Annotated in this window: 18 protein-coding genes; 2 read left to right on the top strand and 16 right to left on the bottom strand. The window is 50.9% G+C overall.

All coding sequences use genetic code 11. From position 1 onward, the window contains the following. Nucleotides 1-28: 28 nt before the first annotated feature. Nucleotides 29-388 (bottom strand): MmcQ/YjbR family DNA-binding protein, encoded by a 360-nt coding sequence (locus MKX74_RS02760; RefSeq protein WP_341177432.1) that lies wholly within the window; start codon nucleotides 386-388, stop codon nucleotides 29-31. Between the two features lie 377 nt (nucleotides 389-765). Further along, nucleotides 766-2,775 (bottom strand): acyltransferase family protein, encoded by a 2,010-nt coding sequence (locus MKX74_RS02755; protein WP_341177431.1) that lies wholly within the window; start codon nucleotides 2,773-2,775, stop codon nucleotides 766-768. Nucleotides 2,776-3,209: 434 nt separating this feature from the next. Between MKX74_RS02755 and MKX74_RS02750 the strand changes: the two genes are divergently transcribed. Further along, nucleotides 3,210-3,506, top strand: a complete 297-nt coding sequence (locus MKX74_RS02750) for a hypothetical protein (RefSeq protein WP_341177430.1) — start codon at nucleotides 3,210-3,212, stop codon at nucleotides 3,504-3,506. Between the two features lie 308 nt (nucleotides 3,507-3,814). Here the strand turns inward: MKX74_RS02750 and MKX74_RS02745 are convergent, their stop codons facing one another. The 4 genes from MKX74_RS02745 to MKX74_RS02730 all read right to left on the bottom strand — a co-directional run bounded on the left by MKX74_RS02745 (nucleotide 3,815) and on the right by MKX74_RS02730 (nucleotide 8,426). Continuing rightward, a complete protein-coding gene (locus tag MKX74_RS02745; RefSeq protein ID WP_341177429.1) occupies nucleotides 3,815-5,593 on the bottom strand; it encodes a cellulase family glycosylhydrolase in 1,779 nt (592 codons plus the stop codon). Nucleotides 5,594-5,777: 184 nt separating this feature from the next. Then, nucleotides 5,778-5,984 (bottom strand): hypothetical protein, encoded by a 207-nt coding sequence (locus MKX74_RS02740; protein WP_341177428.1) that lies wholly within the window; start codon nucleotides 5,982-5,984, stop codon nucleotides 5,778-5,780. 56 nt (nucleotides 5,985-6,040) lie between these two features. Then, entirely contained in the window at nucleotides 6,041-7,351 is a 1,311-nt protein-coding gene (locus MKX74_RS02735; protein WP_025680237.1) for a homocysteine synthase, read from the bottom strand. A gap of 163 nt (nucleotides 7,352-7,514) precedes the next feature. Next, nucleotides 7,515-8,426 (bottom strand): AraC family transcriptional regulator, encoded by a 912-nt coding sequence (locus MKX74_RS02730; RefSeq protein ID WP_341177427.1) that lies wholly within the window; start codon nucleotides 8,424-8,426, stop codon nucleotides 7,515-7,517. A gap of 137 nt (nucleotides 8,427-8,563) precedes the next feature. Here MKX74_RS02730 and MKX74_RS02725 point away from each other — a divergent pair, with 137 nt between their 5' ends. Beyond that, the gene (locus MKX74_RS02725) at nucleotides 8,564-9,898 is read left to right on the top strand and encodes a glycoside hydrolase family 30 protein (protein ID WP_341177426.1); all 1,335 of its coding nucleotides are present in this window, start codon (nucleotides 8,564-8,566) and stop codon (nucleotides 9,896-9,898) included. Between the two features lie 263 nt (nucleotides 9,899-10,161). On the opposite strand, the gene MKX74_RS02720 is transcribed toward MKX74_RS02725, so the two are convergent. The 10 genes from MKX74_RS02720 to MKX74_RS02675 form a co-directional block, all read right to left on the bottom strand. Further along, nucleotides 10,162-10,914 (bottom strand): ATP-binding cassette domain-containing protein, encoded by a 753-nt coding sequence (locus tag MKX74_RS02720; protein ID WP_133569672.1) that lies wholly within the window; start codon nucleotides 10,912-10,914, stop codon nucleotides 10,162-10,164. Next, on the bottom strand, nucleotides 10,911-11,621 hold the full coding sequence (locus MKX74_RS02715) for an amino acid ABC transporter permease (RefSeq protein ID WP_025680241.1): 711 nt from the start codon (nucleotides 11,619-11,621) through the stop codon (nucleotides 10,911-10,913). Before MKX74_RS02715 ends, MKX74_RS02720 begins: the two co-directional genes overlap by 4 nt. Then, nucleotides 11,618-12,385, bottom strand: coding sequence for an amino acid ABC transporter permease (locus MKX74_RS02710; protein WP_341177425.1), 768 nt, complete (start codon nucleotides 12,383-12,385; stop codon nucleotides 11,618-11,620). The genes MKX74_RS02715 and MKX74_RS02710 overlap by 4 nt, the downstream gene beginning before the upstream one ends. A gap of 29 nt (nucleotides 12,386-12,414) precedes the next feature. Then, nucleotides 12,415-13,266: a transporter substrate-binding domain-containing protein gene (locus MKX74_RS02705; protein WP_445667248.1), complete on the bottom strand. Its 852-nt coding sequence runs from the start codon at nucleotides 13,264-13,266 to the stop codon at nucleotides 12,415-12,417. Between the two features lie 444 nt (nucleotides 13,267-13,710). Next, nucleotides 13,711-14,913, bottom strand: coding sequence for an amidohydrolase (locus tag MKX74_RS02700; RefSeq protein WP_341177424.1), 1,203 nt, complete (start codon nucleotides 14,911-14,913; stop codon nucleotides 13,711-13,713). After that, complete coding sequence (locus tag MKX74_RS02695; RefSeq protein WP_341177423.1) at nucleotides 14,910-16,094, bottom strand: LLM class flavin-dependent oxidoreductase; 1,185 nt, start codon at nucleotides 16,092-16,094, stop codon at nucleotides 14,910-14,912. The genes MKX74_RS02700 and MKX74_RS02695 overlap by 4 nt, the downstream gene beginning before the upstream one ends. Nucleotides 16,095-16,123: 29 nt before the next feature. Beyond that, nucleotides 16,124-16,996, bottom strand: a complete 873-nt coding sequence (locus tag MKX74_RS02690; protein ID WP_341177422.1) for a LysR family transcriptional regulator — start codon at nucleotides 16,994-16,996, stop codon at nucleotides 16,124-16,126. A gap of 146 nt (nucleotides 16,997-17,142) precedes the next feature. Then, nucleotides 17,143-17,691: an NADPH-dependent FMN reductase gene (gene ssuE / locus MKX74_RS02685; protein ID WP_341177421.1), complete on the bottom strand. Its 549-nt coding sequence runs from the start codon at nucleotides 17,689-17,691 to the stop codon at nucleotides 17,143-17,145. After that, on the bottom strand, nucleotides 17,679-19,118 hold the full coding sequence (locus tag MKX74_RS02680) for an LLM class flavin-dependent oxidoreductase (RefSeq protein WP_341177420.1): 1,440 nt from the start codon (nucleotides 19,116-19,118) through the stop codon (nucleotides 17,679-17,681). The genes ssuE and MKX74_RS02680 overlap by 13 nt, the downstream gene beginning before the upstream one ends. A 435-nt stretch (nucleotides 19,119-19,553) precedes the next feature. Further along, nucleotides 19,554-19,829 (bottom strand): glutaredoxin family protein, encoded by a 276-nt coding sequence (locus tag MKX74_RS02675; protein ID WP_341177419.1) that lies wholly within the window; start codon nucleotides 19,827-19,829, stop codon nucleotides 19,554-19,556. Between the last annotated feature and the right edge of the window lie 189 nt (nucleotides 19,830-20,018).

Below are 20,018 nucleotides of genomic sequence, written 5' to 3'. Positions count from 1 at the left end.
TACAGCCTCGTCTACCCCCTCTGTATTCTCACTTCTGTTCTTCGGCAATCTCGGCACGAGCCGCCCTGCCCAAGCTTTTATATACCAATTCGTAGGAATGATCAATCATCGCTTTCAGTTCATCATCAGAGATGGAGACCCCGTCCACCCGTACTGTATTCCAGTGCTTCTTGTTCAGATGATAGCCTGGCTGAATCGCTTCGTTCTGCTCTCGCAAATTCTCGGCAATGACCGGATCGCACTTGAGTGAAATATGGAGCACATCATTGTCCAACGATAACAATGCGAACATTTTTCCTCCTACCTTCATCACTAACGGACTTGGGCCAAACGGATAATCGCGAACTGCCCCCAGCTTGTCCTCACAATAATCTATCCATATTTCCATCCTTTTGGCTCCTCCCATCAAGGTTATTTCCCTATCATAGCACGGTCTCGAATTTCATAGACACTAGTTAGATCTCCATTCGACGCTTAAGTACACTGCTGTTGTCAATGTACAAGACATACTAATCATACAAGGAGCTGACAGCCCACGGGCAGCATGTTAGCACAGGCGCAGACGTCATGTGAGATCCAAGGAAATCTTCTACAAAAAAAGACACACCCCTTTGTAAGTAAGAGATGTGCCACATTTCCAGAATTTGATTTTCCTTAATCATTTAATAGTTCAAATACTTAATTACTCAATTGCTTAATTGCTTAATTGCTTAATTGCTTAATCGCTGAAATACTGCATTCTCTACCTCTATTAGTTGCTCAGCTTCATCGTATATTCTTCTTCAGGAGTGCAGCGAACGCTTGGGCTCCTGTCTTCGTCAGATGCACACCGTCTTTGATGAAATAATCATCATGCCCCGCACTTGCACTGTACCAGTCGATCAGCGTTACATTATCATATTTTGTAGCTGCCTTGTTAAGCGCTCGGTTAACATTACGCTCCCAAGGTCGGGGTACCCGCACCGTTACAAGATATACCTTCTCTGTCGCTTTCAAGCTATCCAGCACTTCATAGAGGTCCCTCGAATTAAAGGAACCATTGGTGCCAAGCTCCAGAACGACATGCTTACCAAGCTGCTGATTGTCCTGAAGTGCCTTGATGATACCTGCCGCTTGCCACATCTGCCTGCCAATATGGCCGTCGACGTATACCCGCTCCAGACTATCTTCCAGGTAAGGCTCAGCATCCAGAATGACGGAATCACCGATGATTGTATACAGGTAATCCTTCGGTACTGCGTTCTCCGCCGCTATAGCAGGTATTGAATCCGCTCCCCCGTCTGTCGCTGGCGTGGGGGCAGAGAAAGCAGATGGATTTCCGTCCACAGGAGCTGGTTCTCCAGATGCGTCTGATTGAGCTTGAGCATGAGATTGCGATGAGGACAATGATGATGCCCCTGCTCCCTTGCTACCAGCATCTCCTGCCCTTGGCTGGTGCGGTGCTTGCAGACTCTTGTCTGGTTTGTTGCCTCCCTCTGTACCATCTGCTGGCGATTGCACCGTGGCTGTATCCCCTGCCGAAGCACCGCCCTGCCCCTGCTGATGATTGGAATGGGCGGAAGTCGGGGATAGCATCTCCGTCACACTCAACGATAGAATTCCCATCGTGAGCAGCAGCGCAGCGCGCCGCCACCATACATGTCGAACCCCTCGACGATACCGCCCCGGATTCCAGAAGCGGGACCAGGACAGACCAAAGCCATTATAGCGGATCGGATTCTCAATGTACTTCAGTGACAGTGAGGATAAGAGTAACGTAGCCGTGAACTGCATGAGCATCCGGAGCGGATGTGCACCGCCAGTCTCAACGAGTGGACTAGTCAGTACAATCACGGGATAGTGCCACAAATACATCCCATAAGAGCGTTGTCCCATCCAACGCAGCGGCAAGGAGCCGACTAGTCTGGCCAGAATGGAGGATGGATGTGCTAACACGGCTATAAGTACAGCTGCTGCTAGCGCTTGCACGGCCATACCACCGTGATACAGAGCTTCATCATATTCTCCGCTGCTGAGCATCATCCAGACCAGCAAAGCCAAGGCCACCACACCTGTAAGGTCCAGTACCGTTCGTTCCCCTAGAGATAATGAGGAGGACAGCTTGCGACTCGGCCAGATGACTGCCAGTGCTGCTCCGATGAGCAAGGCAAATGCTCGGGTATCTGTCCCATAGTACACTCGGGAAGGGTCAACGTCCGGGTTATACAGGATGGCCATGGCTGTAATAGACACTACCGCTGCTCCGAGAATAGCTGCAATGAGCAGCCCCTTTTTCCGGAGCATAGCGATCGCAAGCATCAGCAGAATAGGCCACAGCACATAAAATTGCTCTTCCACCGCTAGTGACCAAAAATGCCCAAAGGGCGATGGCGGACCAAAGCTCTCAAAATAAGACACCTGGTGAACAATATTGTACCAATTACTTATGTATAATAACCCTGCGATCACATCACCGCGTAATGCGCTCAGACGAGTCGGGTCCGTAAATAACAGCCAGATCAGAACTACAAGCATCATCGTCATCATCGCAGGCAGCAGCCTTCTTGCACGACGCAACCAAAATTCCTTCAATGAAATATGCCCGTTATCCTGCCACTCCTTCAGCAGCAGATCTGTAATGAGATAGCCTGACAGCACGAAAAAAATACCGACACCTAGCAGGCCGCCTGGGATGCTATCGATCCCTAGATGGTAAGCGATAACCGCTAGCACAGACAGCGCACGCAGACCATCCAGCCCGTTCATGTGCCTTGTGGATTTTGTTAATGGCGACATGCCTGTGCCCCCTCAGCCATAGAGGTCGCCCTTGCTTCTAACGGGAGGGCCTTGAAAGCGCAATTAAATCTGGTTGATTTTGACATGATGTACGTACCTTTCGTTGTTCGTTTTCCAGCGCGTGGTGCCTGGAAATTTTCTCATGATCAGATGATTTCTTCAAGATGTAGATTTATGGTTAATTGTATTAATTTGTATGAGGTCGCAAGTGAGACAACACGATAAACTCCATCATTAGATTCTACTACATTTGCAGAGCAACTCTCCACTCCGTGAATTATACGCCTGTTGCTCCAGCAAAAAATGACAGTAGTGGTTACAAAGGGTTGAATACATGTAACCTTTACTCCCCAAACCAGCCACTTCAGATTCCCAAGCTAACCGCTAAACATTTCAAAAATAAAGAAAATACACAAGCCTGCTAGCTAGCAACAGTGGCACTTGCATTAAGTCTGGGCGCCGGGGTCAACCCCAGCTTTGTATTAAGAAGGACTCCTCCCACCACTACAGATCTGGTTACTGGACTTCTCCCTATTCTGAATGTCAATGTAACTTTGCTCAACTTGAGAGCAGTTCTTGGCAGTGCCACAGTGACACTTACGGGAGATTTCCAGCTGACTGCAGGCGATGTCATTGGCGTCTTCTATGCATCAAGCGGTCTTACATTGAGCCTTAACCTTGGAGGAACAACAGCCTCTATGACAAATTGGTCTGTTCATGAGCTTACCTAGAGAACATGTAAGGAGCATGCTGAGAAATGGCTACATGATTGCATACCCCAGCTTAATCTCCTGTATGCACAACGTAGCTTCCTGTATTACAACTGATTTTTGTATAGAACCTCCCATACTACGAAAAACAATAAGAGCCCGGCACGATGCCGAGCTCAAGCTCCTTATCTCATCTAACTAATTCATATGAACTATGTTTGGTTCTCAGCTACCTAGAGCAGTTCAAAATCCCTAGCCTGTGCCGGTGCCGTGTCTCTTAATAAGTGAACAGGCTTGATTGAACTCGCTTAGCCCCACACTCCCCATGTTTAAGGCAACAGGCCAAAGATCAGCTCACCTGACTGATGGAGGGTTATTTTCTCCCAGCTAGTGTAGGTGGTCTTGGTTGGGTCATAGGAGTAGTCGTCCGATTCGTCAAAGTTAGTCCAGTTACTCTTATGAACACGAAGCTGAATGTCCCCCGTAGAGCCACCAGCAGGAATCACACCCGCCCCCTCCTTGAAGCCAAGCTCAATATAAGTATCGGCGTTCGTACTCTCCAGACTACCAACCGTCACTGTCATATGCTGCGCACCCATTTGAGCCCAGTCGATAAATGTGAGCAGATCCGCATCCCCATCACGTGTCAAATAATACCGCAGTTTCAGATCCTTCAATTCCACCGGTGAGCTGCCCGTATTATGAATGTTCAGATATGGCTTGATCTGATTATCTGTGGCACTGGTATCACCCACCCGATAATGCACCTCTAGATTCCCCACAGGTACATAGGTCTCTTGCGGCGTAGCCTGGACGACCACAGACGCTGGGCTGGTTCCCGCACTGTTCACTGCCAACACTTTATAATAGTAGGTAGTCCCGTTAGATAATCCTTCATCTACAAATGATGTCCCCGTCACCTCTGCTGCGAGATCCTCGTAGGGGCCTTCACTTGTCAATGCACGCTGGACCGTATAGGAGGCTGCCCCGAAGGATGAACCCCAACTAAGCGAGACTTGACCATCCCCAGCAGTGGCCACAACACGGGTTGGTGCCGCTGGAACTGTAACCACTCCACCATCGGCAGGTACGGGTTCATACCCAGGTGTGGTATAGATGGAATTAAGCTTGGAGGTTGCCAAGGTTCCATTTGGACCGTTCACGACCGCTTGTCCCCAATCCGTAAGAGCCCCTGCAGGTCCACGGTTAAGATCCAGATAGTCTACACCACTGCTATTGCCATACCAGGACCAGGCGAGCCAGCCTACGCTCTTCTCCTGCCCATAGCTCATAATGGTGGCCTCATCCACATCGCCGTCCGTATGCTTATGCCCAAATTCCCCGATGATGACAGGCACGCCAATCGCAAGCGCGTTGTCGATATTGTTTTTTACCATTTGCGCATTGCCACCCGCGTACTCATACATATGAATGGAGAAAATGAGATTGCTTAGAGGATCAGAAGCGAATACTTCCTCCCCTTTGGTGAAAATGGAGTTCGGATATTGTCCCCAGCCTGCCGCATCAACGACCAACGTATTCTTAATGCCTGCTGCACGCAGGTAAGGAATTACTTCCTGGTAGCCTGTGGCCCATACACCCGAATCCCAAGAGCCATACCACTCATTGGCAATATTGACGATGACCCGATCCTCCCTGCCGATCAAAGCCTCCTTGATACGAACCCAGTAATCCGCAGCCTTACGAAGCTCAGCAACACTATCTGACCCTGTGGCATCATGGACCTCCAGCATCACCGTAAGCTTGTACTGATCGCATAATGCCAGAATACGCTCGACATCAGCAATCGAATCCTCCGTCCATCGGCTGCCGTTAGACAGAACAATTCTCACCGTATTGGAGCCAGTAGCAGCAATGGCCGGAATTGCAGCCTCAAGATCATTTTTGAACCAGGTATGGGAGTGATTGACTCCTCGCATGATGAAGGGCTTGCCTGTCGCATCCATCAAATTGGTACCGCTTACATAAAATCCTTTGACAGAAGCCTCTGCTGCCTGAGCCTGTTCGGGGGTGAACAAGGTCAAGCACAACATAGCAGACAGTACAAGTAACAATCCCTTGTGAGCAGAACGCGTGAATCTTTTCATTTTCCAATTCCTCCTTCTATGGATAGGTTGGATTTCACCTGCTGCACACCCCCATTTAGCTCATGACAGACACAAGACCATCCTGACAATAGATTCTAGCTATATTTGGAGCTAATGCAACAAGCTTATTTCAAATATATCACAAGCCAAAATGGAAAAATATATATTTTTTATGTCATAATTTCTAAATCTGATCCAACTTACTCTCGGTGGATGTCTTCCACTCCTGTGCTGTACCATGTAAAGATAGTGTCAAGGAAGGACAAGGACCTGTGATTCGCTGACGTGTACTTCGAGCTGCCCGCCGGGTCAGAGTTACTGGAGTATCAGTTACTGGAGTATCACACGCTAAATGCTCACATGGAGGATCGCTATCAAGCCATAATCTCATCAAAAAAAACCTCTCTCCATGTCGGAAGGACACGGATGAGAGGCCTTTGGAATCATTTAAGGGGCAGTCACAGCCGATGTCTGACTGAGTGCAATCGCCTGCTCCAGATCATGCAGAATATCCTGAATATTCTCCGTGCCAATCGACAGACGGATCAGTTCCGGGTTCACCCCGGCAGCGCGCTGCTCATCCTCTGACAGTTGCTGATGGGTGGTGCTGGCAGGGTGGATGATCAAGGATTTGGAGTCGCCCACATTCGCCAAATGAGAGAACAGCTTCACGCTCTCGATCAGCTTGCGCCCTGCCGCAAGTCCGCCTTTGATTCCGAAAGTAAGGATGGCCCCCTGACCCTTCGGCAAATATTTCTGTGCCAGCTCATAAGAAGCATGGCTAGGCAAGCCTGCATAGCTTACCCACAACACATCCTCGTGCTTTTCCAGGTATTCCGCCACAGCAAGAGCATTGCTGCTATGTCTTTCGACACGTAGATGCAACGTCTCCAGGCCCTGCAGCAGCAGCCATGAGTTGAATGGAGAAATAGGTGCTCCGAGATCCCGCATCAGTTGGACGCGAGCCTTGATAATATATGCAATCGGGCCAACGGCCTCTGTGTATACCACTCCGTGGTAGCTAGGATCTGGCTCCGTCAGGCCTGGGAACTTGCCACTAGCCTTCCAGTCGAAGGTGCCTCCATCCACAATGACTCCGCCAATAGAGGTACCGTGTCCGCCAATGAACTTGGTGGCTGAATGCACTACAATGTCGGCTCCATGCTCAATCGGACGCAGCAGGTAGGGACTCGGGAATGTGTTATCCACGATTAACGGGATTCCATGCTCATGAGCGATCGCAGCGACAGCTTCAATGTCAAGGACGTTGCCCTGCGGATTGCCGATCGTCTCGGCGTACAGCGCTTTGGTCTTATCCGTAATGGCGGCGCGGAAATTCTCCGGGTCACTGGAGTCCACGAATTTGACCTGTAACCCTAGCTTGGGCAAGGTCGTCGAGAACAGATTATAGGTCCCCCCATACAGACTCGCTGAAGATACGATCTCATCGCCTGCACCAGCAATATTCAGCAAGGAGAAGGTAATGGCCGCCTGCCCTGAGGCCGTTGCCAGAGCCGCAGCTCCGCCCTCCAGCGCAGCAATGCGCTGTTCGAATACATCTGTAGTCGGGTTCATTAATCGGGTGTAGATATTGCCGAACTCCTTCAAGCCGAATAGATTAGCCGCATGCTCCGTATCCCGAAATCCGTATGAGGTGGTCTGATACAGTGGAACTGCACGAGCTCCAGTTACAGGATCAATCTCCTGACCTGCATGGATCGCCAGTGTCTCGAAGGCAAATTCACGCTCACTTGACATAGTAATGCATCCTCCCTTGTTAGCTTCACATGACTTTCATTGTATCGTGCCAAAGAATGCTTGATTAACAGTAGATCGGTGGATTGCTTACCTCATTCTCTCACAGGAATTGCCATTTGAAAAGATCTATTTCCGATTTTTCCGATGTGAAATAAATTATTTTCTAGAAAAAGCGAATATCGCCCAATGTTCGACGATACTCACTTGGACTTATCCCTGCCCATCTCTTGAATTGGCGGCTGAAGTGAGCCAGACTTGAATACCCCAGCAATGTGGCAATATCCGATAGGCTCAAGTCCGGCTGGTGAATTAACTGCTTCGCTTCATGGAGCTTGAGCTCGGATAGATACTGACGCGGGGAGATCCCGTATACCTTCTGAAAAATCTCCAGTGCATACCCGGAGCTGATATTCAGAGAGCTCGCAATATCCTCAATCCGCACACCTTGATTGCTTAGGCCACCCTTCTTCATATTCTCATGACTGAAGCATGACTTGATCGCCTCAGCGATCTGGGCTGCATAGCGAGCCGCCAGCGGGGGCACAGCCTCCTGTAGACGTGACGAGCTCTGCTCAGCCAGAATACTCAGGATCTCGAATAGAATCGCCTGACTACGAAACAGGGCTGCCGTTGTGTAATCCTCCTCCTGCTGCAAGAGCCTCACCCACTTCATCAGTTGCTCCCGCAGCTGCAGATTATGCTCTGTATCCCGCTCGAATAACAGCTGCGCATGCTGACTCATCTCCTGCCGAAATAAGGCATCATCCACGTTGAAGTGGGCAATGAAATACGTTAACCCCTGCTCAGCACGGCATTCATTTGTATGCTTGACTCCGGGGGGAATGAGCAGAATATCACCCTCCTGCAGCTCATACTGCACATGCTCCAGTCTGGTGCTCTGCGCTCCGGCGAGAATCAGGGCAATCTCAAAGGCGAGATGGGATTCCAGCGGCACGCGCCAGCCTGTCTGCACAGTCTGCATATGGGCTCCGAATAGCTTGACATTCCAGTCCGTGGCTGGAAGCCAGCGCGCATCCGGTGACAAATATGAACGGTATTCCTTAGGGATAATCACGAAGCCTTCACCACCTTGGATTTGGGCAAATTTTGCTTGAAACCGAGTATCTTCATTGACAGCGTGCACTGCTATACTGAACCTATTAAAGCGCTATCTTGCGTTATATTATCATGGCAAATGAGGAGGAAATCAACATGTCACCTAGCGTTCAAGGTTTTTATAGCACACCAGACAGCAAATGGAAAGCGCTATCACACTCTTCCGTCGAAATAAGTCCGAATTTGCGGTTAACCGATGAGTCTCATCAGATTGTCGAAGGGTTCGGTGGATGCTTCAATGAGCTGGGATATATGGCCCTTGCCCATCTGAACGAGGAGCAGCGTAAGCAGGTCTTCCATTCCCTATTCCATCCCGAGGGTGAGCATAAATTCACAATCTGTCGCCTTCCCATTGGCGCAAGTGACTATGCAGAGCAATGGTACAGCCACAACGAGGTGGATGGAGATACCGCGATGGAGCACTTCTCTATCGAGCGTGATTTCAAGTACCTGATTCCATATATCAAGGAAGCTCTTACTTACAATCCAGACCTGAAGCTGTTCGCCTCTCCCTGGAGTCCGCCAACCTGGATGAAGACGCCGAAGGCGTACAACTACGGCACACTGCGCTGGGAGAAGGACATTCTGGAGGCCTACGCCCTGTATTTCGTCAAATTCGTACAGGCCTATCAAGAGGCAGGGATTACCATTCACCAGATTCATGTGCAAAATGAAGTCATCGCAGACCAGAAGTTCCCGTCCTGCAAATGGACTGGCGAAGAGCTGCGCGAGTTCATTGCCGATTACCTCGGCCCAGCCTTTGAGCGCCACGGACTGGATACCGAAATCTGGCTCGGCACGATCAACGCTCCCGATCCTTGGGAGGAGCTGATCAAGAAGGAGTCGAATGATTTTGACGAATATGCAGGTCTTGTACTCAGTGATCCTAAGGCCTACTCCTATATTAAAGGTGTTGGCTACCAATGGGCTGGCAAGAACGCCATTCAGCGTACTGTAGCCAGCTACCCTGAGCTTCGTTATATGCAGACAGAGAATGAATGCGGTGATGGCAACAATACGTGGCTGTATGCCAAATATGTATTCAATCTATATCAGCATTATTTCACCAACGGCGTGAATGCCTATATCTATTGGAACATGCTACTTGAGCCAAAGGGACGCAGCACATGGGGCTGGGAGCAAAATTCCATGATTACCGTGGACCCGGCAGATGCTTCGGTCACCCTCAATCCTGAATATTACGTTATGAAGCATTTCGCCTATGCTGTCGCACCTGGGGCACGTAGAGAGGGCCTGGCGGGTGCATGGAGTGGCAAGGCCGTCGCCTTCCGCAATCCGGATGAGAGTCTGGTGATCGTCATCAACAATCCATATCAGGAGCGTCGCAGCCTGAATCTTGCCTATGGACAACAGACCCTCGGTTTTGAATTGGAGCCCGAATCCTTCAATACGATTATCATTAATCCCTGAGGGATTAGTATTAGCCCTGATTCGGGTCCTTGAGGCATGAAGGCCATTCTGCAGCATGCCTTGCCAGATCACGACGCACCGCTGCTAGCAGCAAAAAAACTGCCCTGTCCTCCAAGATTTCTTACCTTCTTGGACAGATAGAGCAGTTTTTTTGTATGAGGAAGATAAGGATTGCTGGGCTGCTGTGTTGAACCTAGATACTCTGCCACACACGCAAATATCTGGCTCAAAGGCTTGCCGCGATGGCCTGCTGACATGCAAGCTCAGATGACATAGCTCCAGTCATTGGAGAAGCGACTGAGGAACTGGCGGGTACGCTCCTGCTGTGGTCGCACAAATATTTCTTCGGGTGTGCCCTCCTCAACAATGAAGCCACCGTCCATGAAGACGACATGATTGGCTACCTCTCGGGCAAAGCCCATCTCATGGGTCACGATAATCATCGTAATCCCACGCTCCGCGATCGCCCGAATCACTGCCAGCACCTCTCCTACCAATTCGGGATCAAGTGCCGAGGTGGGCTCATCGAACAGGATGACCTCGGGATTAAGCGCCAGTGCCCTGGCAATACCTACCCGTTGCTGCTGTCCCCCAGATAGCATGCTGGGATACGCATCAAGCTTCGATGAGAGCCCGACCTGCTCCAGAATCTGGGCCGCATGAGCACGGGCCTCGGCCTTGGGTCTTTTTTGCGCCACAATCAAGCCCTCGGTTACATTGTCCAACACTGTCTTGTGCTTGAATAGATTGTATTGCTGGAAGACCATTGCCGTCTTGCGGCGCAGCTTGAGAATATCGGCACGACGCGCATGGCGGCAATCCACCGACAGGTCTTCTACCTGCACTTTTCCCTCATCCGCATGCTCCAGAAAATTCACGCAGCGCAGCAGGGTGGTCTTGCCTGAACCGCTTGGACCAAGAATGGCTACGACGTCCCCCTTCTCTACCTTGAGGTCAATGCCTTGTAGCACCTTATGATTCCCGTAGGATTTATGAATATTAGTTAATTGAATCATGAGACTCCTCCCTTGCTATACAAGGCTACCCTGCGTTCAAGCAGCGCCGTCAGCCGCTCAACGATCACCGTCAGGGCCCAATAGATTACCGCCGCCGCGATGAAGGCCTCCAGGAATTTGAGACTCACCGAGGCTACAACATCCGCTTTTCCGAGAATATCCATCTGCGATACGGTAAAGGCCAGCGTTGAACCATGCAGAAAGCCTACGAACATGTTGCACAGATTCGGCAATACGGCTCCAATAGCCTGTGGTAGGACAATGCGGTACATAGCTTGCGGAGTGCTCATTCCTACGGCCTGCGCCGCCTCCATTTGCCCCGGATCGACAGCCAGAATACCGGACCGGATCATCTCTGACATGTAGGCACCTGCCGTCAAGGAAAAGGCCAGAATCACGAAGACCAGAATCGGTACGGAAGCGGATGTGATCCCCCATCCATAATGCTGGGATAACTTATCAATAATCATGGGCACCCCGTAATAGATCAGGAACAGGTGCAGCAGCATCGGCGTCCCACGTACAAATGATACGTAGAAGGAGCTGAGCGGGTGAAGCACAGGCACTTGATACAACCGGATGAACGCCGTGAGCAGCCCAATCCCGAACCCGAAGATGAGTGGCACCACCGTGATGATCAGAGTGAGCGGCAGCGCCTCCAGAATTTTGAAAAATGAACTGACAATAAATCCGTAATCCAGCGTCATGATCTCACCCCGATTCCCTTCAAGCCCTTCTTCAGCCCACTTGTAACGAATGTCTTCCGCTTCCCGGCCTGCAAAGGCCGCAACTGATGACGCTGGAGTCTGCCCTCGGCAGCCGCCATGATTCTCTCCAGCACAAGCACAATGACGTAATACACGATTGAAAGGCTGATGTATACTTCCAGCGCATGGGAGGTAGCGGAGATGAGAGTCTGCCCCCGCCCCACCATATCCATGACACCTATGGAGAAGGCCAGCGAGGTGTCCTTAAGCGAACCAATCAACGTATTCGCCATATTAGGAAAAGCCACCACTAATGCTTGCGGCGCCACGATTCGCCGGAACGACTGGAATGCGGTCAGCCCGGAAGCATAGGCTGCTTCCGTCTGTCCCTTGTCCACGCTGCGTACGGCACCTCTATAGATCTCCGCGAACGAGGCCGCATCGCTCAGTGCATAGGTCACGATGACAAAGAGCATCGGATCCGCACGTGATAGATCCACTCCCAGTGGTCGCATCAGCTCGGGTAGCCCATAATAGATCAGGAACAGCTTGATCAGAATCGGCGTTCCTCTCATAAAGGAGATATACACCGTCGCGAACTGGCTCAGCAGCGGAATCCGATACAGACGCACTACTGCAAGGAGCAATCCAAGCACCAATCCCAACGAGATGGAGCCAGCCAGCACAATGAGTGTAATATGCAAATATCGCAGCAGCTCTGGCAGGAAATCCAGGACCAGTGACAGATCAAATGCTTTTCCCATACTTCACCGTTCCTCCTCCCGCGATCACGCTATTCCTCAACCGTATAATCTGCCCCCAGCCACTCTGTGCTCAGCTTGGAGAGCGTTCCATCTGCCTTAATTTCCTTCAGAGCCTCGTCGACCTTCGCCTTCAGCTCTTCATTATCCTTATTAAGGATGAAATAGACCTTGGAATTCGATAAAGCCTCTCCTACGGTCTTCAGCTGCGCATCGACCACTTTGTTCTGATAATCAATGGCAAATGGCGTGCTGATCGTCGCATCTACACGTCCCGTCTTGATCTGAGTGATTGTATCCTCACCAGCTCCCGAGTAAACAATATCAATGCCATTTCCGTTGGCTGCATTCCATTTTTCCGCCAGAACAGCCGCATTACTTGTCGCGCCGACAATCAGCTTCTTTCCCTTCAGATCATCAATCGACTTCACATCATTGTTGGACTGGCTAACCACGACCTTGTTCGGGAAAATATTATAGGCCTCATCATTGAACAGGAATTTGGCCTGGCGCTCCTCATTCACTTCCATCTGGTGCGCAATCAAGTCAATTTTGTTGGTCTCCAGGCTGAGCAGCAGATTCTTGAATTCCATTGTACTGAACTCGAATTCATACTCAGGCAGACGCTTGTCGATCTCACGAATCAGCTCTACATCGTAGCCTGTCAGCTTGCCGTTCTCATCAATAAAGCAGACGTTAGGGAATTGTGTCCCCGTACCCACGATAATCTTCTTAACCTGCTCCGTACCGGAGCCAGCCGCCCCGGAAGAGCTTGCCTCGGTATCTTGACCAGTGATGGAGCTGCACCCGGCAAGGGCAATGATCGTGATCATCAATGCAGCTGCCTTGATCATCCGCTTGAATCTGGTGTGCTTTACTGTCATATGGATTCCCCCTATGTGCCGCGCAGCGGTCTTTAATGTATGCCCGACTACCTATGTAACGAATAAATTATAATTATTCACATTTGTAAAGTCGGATTTATGTTTTTCACAGAATATCATCTCGTACTCCTGATCGGCAATGGCTAACTAATAGGAGTTCTTGATGGTGTTATAGATTTTCTTTATTTTACAATCTACAATATTGACCCTTGCCCTCAGAGCTACCCGCAGACTAGGGTAAAAAAGCCGTCGGAATCATCCATGCATGAATCCGGCGACTACTCTCACTTTATCAGATAACACAACAACAGCTACACTCATGCTCATAATCGCTTATGGCCTACAGATGCCCATGCCTGTCTCTATACCAAAGGATGCTAGGTAGTATGTACATGTGCACATCATGTCACATCATGCGTTCATCATGAGTACATCGTGCATACATCATGCCTTACGTGAATCGGAGCGATGATTTAGCTCATCCAGTGCTCGCTCCGCGAGCTCTGCCAGATAACGAGCTGCAAGAGGCAGAGCCTCTTCATCGACCTCAAATGATGGATGATGCCATTCATGCGGACCCGACGTGCCAAGGAATGCGAATAAGCCTGGGGTCTCCTTTTGATAGAGTGCAAAATCCTCCCCAGCCGGAGAAGGAACAGGTATAATGACCTCTAATCCCGCTATCTGGGCAGCCTGTTCAGCAGCCTTCACCCAAGCAGCCGCATTCGTCACTGCTGGCGGCCCCTCGATCCAGCGGACAGAAGCTGTGGTGTCAAATGCCGCGGCTACCCCGGCTGCAATCTGATCGACCCGAGTGCGTACCCGCTGACGAACTCCTTCATCGAAGGTACGTACTGTGCCGTCCAGCACCGCCTTATCAGAAATGACATTCCAGGTCACTCCACTGTGCAAACGCGTCACACTGACGACTGCACTCTCCTGCGCCCCTACATTCCGGCTGACCACAGACTGCAAAGCAGTAATGATATGTGCCGCGACAACGATCGGGTCCAATCCCGCCTCCGGGACAGCAGCGTGCGTGCCACGCCCCTCCACTTCAATGACGAACCCGTCTGCAGCGGCCATTATCGCTCCTTCCTTGATGCCAATCACACCTGTCGGCAGATCGGGCTTGTTGTGCAGACCGAAGACAGCCTCTACCTGCTCCAATGCACCACTGTTAATGACCAGTCTGGCTCCCTTCGCATTCTCCTCCGAAGGCTGGAAGAGCAGCCGCACAGTCCCCTGTAGCTCTGCTTCCTTATGCTTCAAAAGAATACCCGCACCGATCAGAGCTGCCGTGTGAAAGTCATGGCCGCACGCATGCATTTTACCAGGGATCTTGGATGGATAATGATGCGTACTAGCTTCCTGCACGGGGAGGGCATCTATATCAGCACGCAGCGCGACTATCGGACCTCCCCCGCTTCCTACTTCCGCCACAAGCCCTGTCGGGAGCTCAAATTGATCTGCAACACGAATCCCCTCCTCGCCCAGCCAGTCGCGAATGGCGGCAGTCGTCTCATATTCCTCCATAGCCAGCTCTGGATACTGATGCAAATGCCTATAGAACGTTCTGAGTCTCTCGCTACCTGCCGAATCTCCCCCCGTATGTCGCTGTTCTGCTCCCTTCACATCATTACTCATATCACTTGCTCCTCAGGTGACCGCAGTGCCTGACTCAGCAGTTCAAAGGTACGGATGCGATGGGCGAACACTCGTGTAGCTGTCGTCACGACCAATTCATCTACAGCCAGCTTGGCGTGCAGCTCCCGGAGCCGTTGCTCGACCACCTCCCGCGTCCCCCGGATCACATTCGGCTCCAGCACCTCGATCCGATAGGGCTCAGCTGATTGGCGCCCATATTCCTCAGCCTGCTCGACGGAAGCCACTGTCAGCGTCTTACCGCTCTCTAGATGAATTTTCACCAGCATATGTTCGCCAGCCAAAGCCTCCGCTTCGGCCTCACTATTGGCCACGATCACGGATAGCGCCAGAACCACATAAGGCTTACGAACGTGAAATGCGCCCGAGTTCGTGTGTGAATCAGAATGAGCAGTTGTATGTGATTCTGTATGCGACTGAGCATGTGTACGTTGCTGAGATTGTATATGGGATGCCTTCGGAGATGCCGCCTCGAATGACGCCCGATACTGGCAGAACGCCTCTTCAGCCACCGTGATATCTCCGTTTATGAATAGGGAGAATACATAGGGCAGGCCCAGCCTCCCAGCCATTCGTGCACTATCCACACTCGCTCCCAATACGAACAACTCAGGTGGCGAGGAGACTACAGGTGTAGCACGCAAGCCGTGCAAGGGATGTTCGCCAGGTAGCTCATCCTTTAGGAAATGACGCAGCTCCACAAGCTTATCCTCCAGCGATGGAGCTGCGCCAGCATTATTCGACGCTCCTGTCCCTCCATACTCTGTAGCGGCCTCTATGCTCCCTCCCCCTTCTTGCTGCAATGCACGTGTAGAACGAGGCAGTCCTCCGGGAGCTCGCCCGATGCCCAGATCAATGCGATCAGGCCCCAGAGCTGCCAGCACATTAAAATTCTCTGCTACCTTATAAGGGCTGTAATGCTGCAGCATGACGCCGCCAGAGCCCAGGCGAATGGTGTTCGTCTTCGCGAGTAGATGGGAGATCAGCACCTCCGGCGAGGAGCCCACTACGTTGGCAGAGTCGTGATGCTCCGATACCCAGAATCGGTGATATCCGAGCTGTTCCGCCCGTTGGGCGAGCTCGATCGTATGCTGAAATGCCTGCGTAGCACTCTCCCCCTCGTAGATCGGGCTTTGATCCAATATGCTAAGACGAATGGCCATGTAGCTCTCCTCCTGAACTTCTATATTTTCTATAAATGTCGAAGCAGTTCCCCGAATGTATCCGCAAAGGGAGAATGCTCCTCCTTCAAGGTCACTACGCTAATTTGCAGCGACACCCCGGCAACCTCCGGAACATGAATCGGGATCAAGCTTCGCTCATGAACTTCCTTTCTCACAGACAATCCTGGCAAGAAGGCAATACCTGCCCCTTGGAGCACCAGCTTCTTCGCTGTCTCTGAGTTATCCACCTGATAGGTGATATCTGCCGGGTGCTCCAATGCGTCGAAGGCACGATGAATTCGCATCCAGTCTAGAGAACCGCATTCGAAGAAGACAAGCGTCTCGCCGTGCAAGGCCTCCAGACTAATCTGGCCCAGCCCCGCGAATGGATGATCTTCATAGACATACAACTGAATAGGGTCTTCATAGAAAGCAACGGTACGGATAGAAGGATGCATCACCTTGCGCACAAAGGCGAGATCAATCTCCTTGGCTAGCAATCTGTTCACGAGCTGATCCGTAGGAGCCGTAGTCAGCTTGATGCTGACCTCTGGATAGGCCTCCTTGATCTTGGGCAGGAAGTCGGGAATTACATAATTCGATACAGATACCGTACTACCCAGACGCAGGGTCTCCAGTAATTCCTGACGCCGCTGTAAGGAATGCCGTCCCTTTTGAAGCACCTGCAAAATCTGCTGCGCGTAAGGAAGGAACTTTCTGCCTTCATCCGTCAGCACGATTTGCTTGCCCATACGATTGAACAGCTTGCAGCCCAGCTCTCGCTCCAGAGTCTGGATACGTGCCGTTACCGACGGTTGAGACAGGAACAGAATTTCGGCTGCTTTGTTGAAGCTGCCATAATGATGGATATAGACGAATGCCTCAATATTCTCGATATTCATATGCCGCCTCCGCACAGGCGTCTTATAGACACCTTTAAATACAACATAACCAATTAACTTACTTGGTTTTTTTGTATCATAATGCGGACTTACGCTGCTGTCAACCAATGGATAATCTCCTAATGGCTTATTCTCTCTTCGAATCCCTAAGAAATGGCAGACTGAGTAGTAGCCAACGTCTCTGTAAGCTCCTGTAGGGAGCGCTCCAGTCGTTCAATAATTTCTGCTGACAGGGAGAACCCTCCTTGCTCCAGACGAGTAATTCCCTGATCAACTGCATAGACGCCTCCCAGCAGATGTCTCGCCCCCAGTGCAGACAGCACAGGCTTCAGCGCATAATCAATGGCTAGCAGATGAGCTATTGAGCCGCCAATGACGAGCGGAAGCACAGGCTTTCCTCGTAATCCCTCCTGTGGAATCAGGTCCAAAAACAACTTCAGTACACCGGAATAAGCCGCTTTATATACTGGAGTCGCCACGATTACAGCATCAGCTGCCTGCACGCTTGCTAATGCCTGCTTGACCGCCGTGCTGTTAAAGTCGGCATATATCAAGGCCTCAGCTGGCAGAGCTGATACCTGAATGACCTCCACAGACAGTCCCGCTCTCTCCAGCACTTCCGCGCTGTAGCTGGTCAGCCCGGTAAGTCGTGAGCTCACCGAAGGTGCGCCCGAAATGATTACTACATATGGCATATCATGACCTCCTGATCCGTTGAGGGAATGGGGTAGAATTCTTTCTTCCCCCCGTATACTTGACTGGTCGCTGCTGTAGCTGGTGCATCCACGGATGCCGTGGACGACTTATAATCTGCTGCATACTGATTGATCGGAATCGGCAGCCCCAGATTCCCTCGCAGCGTGTCCGCCTCATATTCCGTGCGGAAGAGTCCACGTTGCTGCAGGATCGGTACAACTTGCTCCACAAAATCAGCAAAGCTGGAAGGCACACCGCCTGCCACAATGAAGCCATCTGCTGCCCCGGCCTCGAACCAGGCTTGCAGCTTATCAGCAATCTGCTCCGGAGTGCCAATGAAGCCCGTCCGTGGAGTCGCTTCCCGCAATGCCACCTCGCGCAGCGTCAGCTTCTGCTCCTGAGCCTCCCGCTTGATTCGATCCGTCGTACTACGAAAGCTGTTTCCGCCTAATTCTCCGATCTCCGGGAACGGCTCATCCAGCGCATATTGTCCAAAATCATGATGCTCGAAATACCGGCCCAGGTAATCCAGCGCATTCTGAATCGTGACCAGCTTCGCCAGCTCCCAGTATTTCTGCTCGGCCTCTTGCTCCGTCTCTCCTACGATGACGTTGATCCCTGGCAGAATTACAATATCCTCCGGTGATCTTCCAAAGGCCACCGCACGCTGCTTGACATCCTGATAGTAATCCCGGGCTGACTCAAGAGTCTCATGGTTCGTGAATACCGCATCTGCGTGCTTCGCGGCCAGAGTCTTGCCATCCTCCGAGGCCCCGGCTTGGAAGATGACTGGCTGACCTTGACGAGAACGAGCGATATTCAGTGGTCCTTTGACCGAGAAGAACTCACCTTGATGGTTGAGCGTGTGCAGCTTCTCTGGATCAAAAAATACACCTGCCTCCTTATTACGTACAAAGGCATCATCCTCCCACGAATCCCACAGTCCCTTGGTCACCTGCAGATATTCATCTGCAATCCGGTAACGCAGCGGATGCTCGGGATGCTGCCCCTTGCTGAAGTTCAGGGCAGAGCCCTCTAGTGGGGACGTCACGACATTCCATCCGGCACGACCATCGCTCAGCTGATCCAATGAGGCGAATTGACGAGCCACCGTGAATGGTTCGCTATACGTCGTGGACAACGTGCCGACAAGACCAATTCGCGAGGTCACGCCACCAAGAGCGGATAGAACGGTAATCGGCTCAAAGCGATTGAGAAAGTGTGGAAGAGATTTCTCCGTAATATAGAGCCCATCTGCTACGAAGAGAAAATCGAATTTACCTTCTTCCGCCTTGAGTGCTTGCTCCTTATAGAAGCTGAAGCTAACACTCGCATCTGGCTGGGCATCAGGATGTCTCCATCCTGCCATATTACCGCCTACCCCATGCAGAATAGCACCCAACTTGATTGATTTGCGTTGACTCATGAATCATCTCCACCTTTCGCATACTTTCGCTTAATGCACCTTGGGCAACGAACGGCCCACACTTGCTCTTGTATATGGCCTCCTATTGGCCACACACCCCGTACTACAGCATTGTTTATGCCTGGCTATATATGAATCCTGGTTGAATTTCGGTAAGCTTGCACCTTGACCAGATCAAATGTGAGTGTAGAGCCGCTGCAAGCGGGGAGCCCTGTCGACCATTGTTGAGCTTGCTGTTCTAATGAACGAATTTGAATAGCTGATGAAGAGCAAGCTTAAAGATGGGCACTTCATTTCTCTAGGGCTTCCCCACTTTCCGCTTACGACTACGCTTCCCGGGATCATTCAACCTAAAATCAAATTCAGTCAAGGCACTAATGGAGTGAATGAGCTGTCAGAGCCAGAGGCTATATCTCACGAGGCCAATCCGCCGAATTACGAGACGACCTCTTCTCCAGCGGCGGCCAACAGCTGCTCCAGCTTGGCCAGATCAGGCTCCAGCAAAGCCTCATAGACTGCGCCCCTGCCTACCTCCACCACAGGCACGTGACGAATGCCATACTTCAATTCCAGCACGTCGCGCAAAATGTCGTTGCCTGATACTTCAATATTTTGATAAGGCCGATTCTTGGACTCCAGATAAGACTTCACTTCTCCGCAGAAATGACAGCCTTCCTTACTCCAAAGGACAACAGTAGTGGATGATGGCATCAAATAACCTCCCAATCATGGTATATGGATAGAATAAAATAAGCTTCAATACTTTATAATACCTATCTGTTAAATAGGAATTATGATGTTAAATCTACTCCCTCCCCTGATCAACGTCAATTGAACTCCAATAGATTATGACTATTCACAGATAGAACAATTCAATCTGAAGCCGCACACAACTCCTTA

It is taken from the genome of Paenibacillus sp. FSL K6-1230 (assembly GCF_038002385.1).
Lineage (GTDB): Bacteria > Bacillota > Bacilli > Paenibacillales > Paenibacillaceae > Paenibacillus > Paenibacillus massiliensis.
The sequence above is the reverse complement of the archived record's forward strand: the minus strand, read 5'-3'. Positions and strand labels throughout refer to the sequence as shown.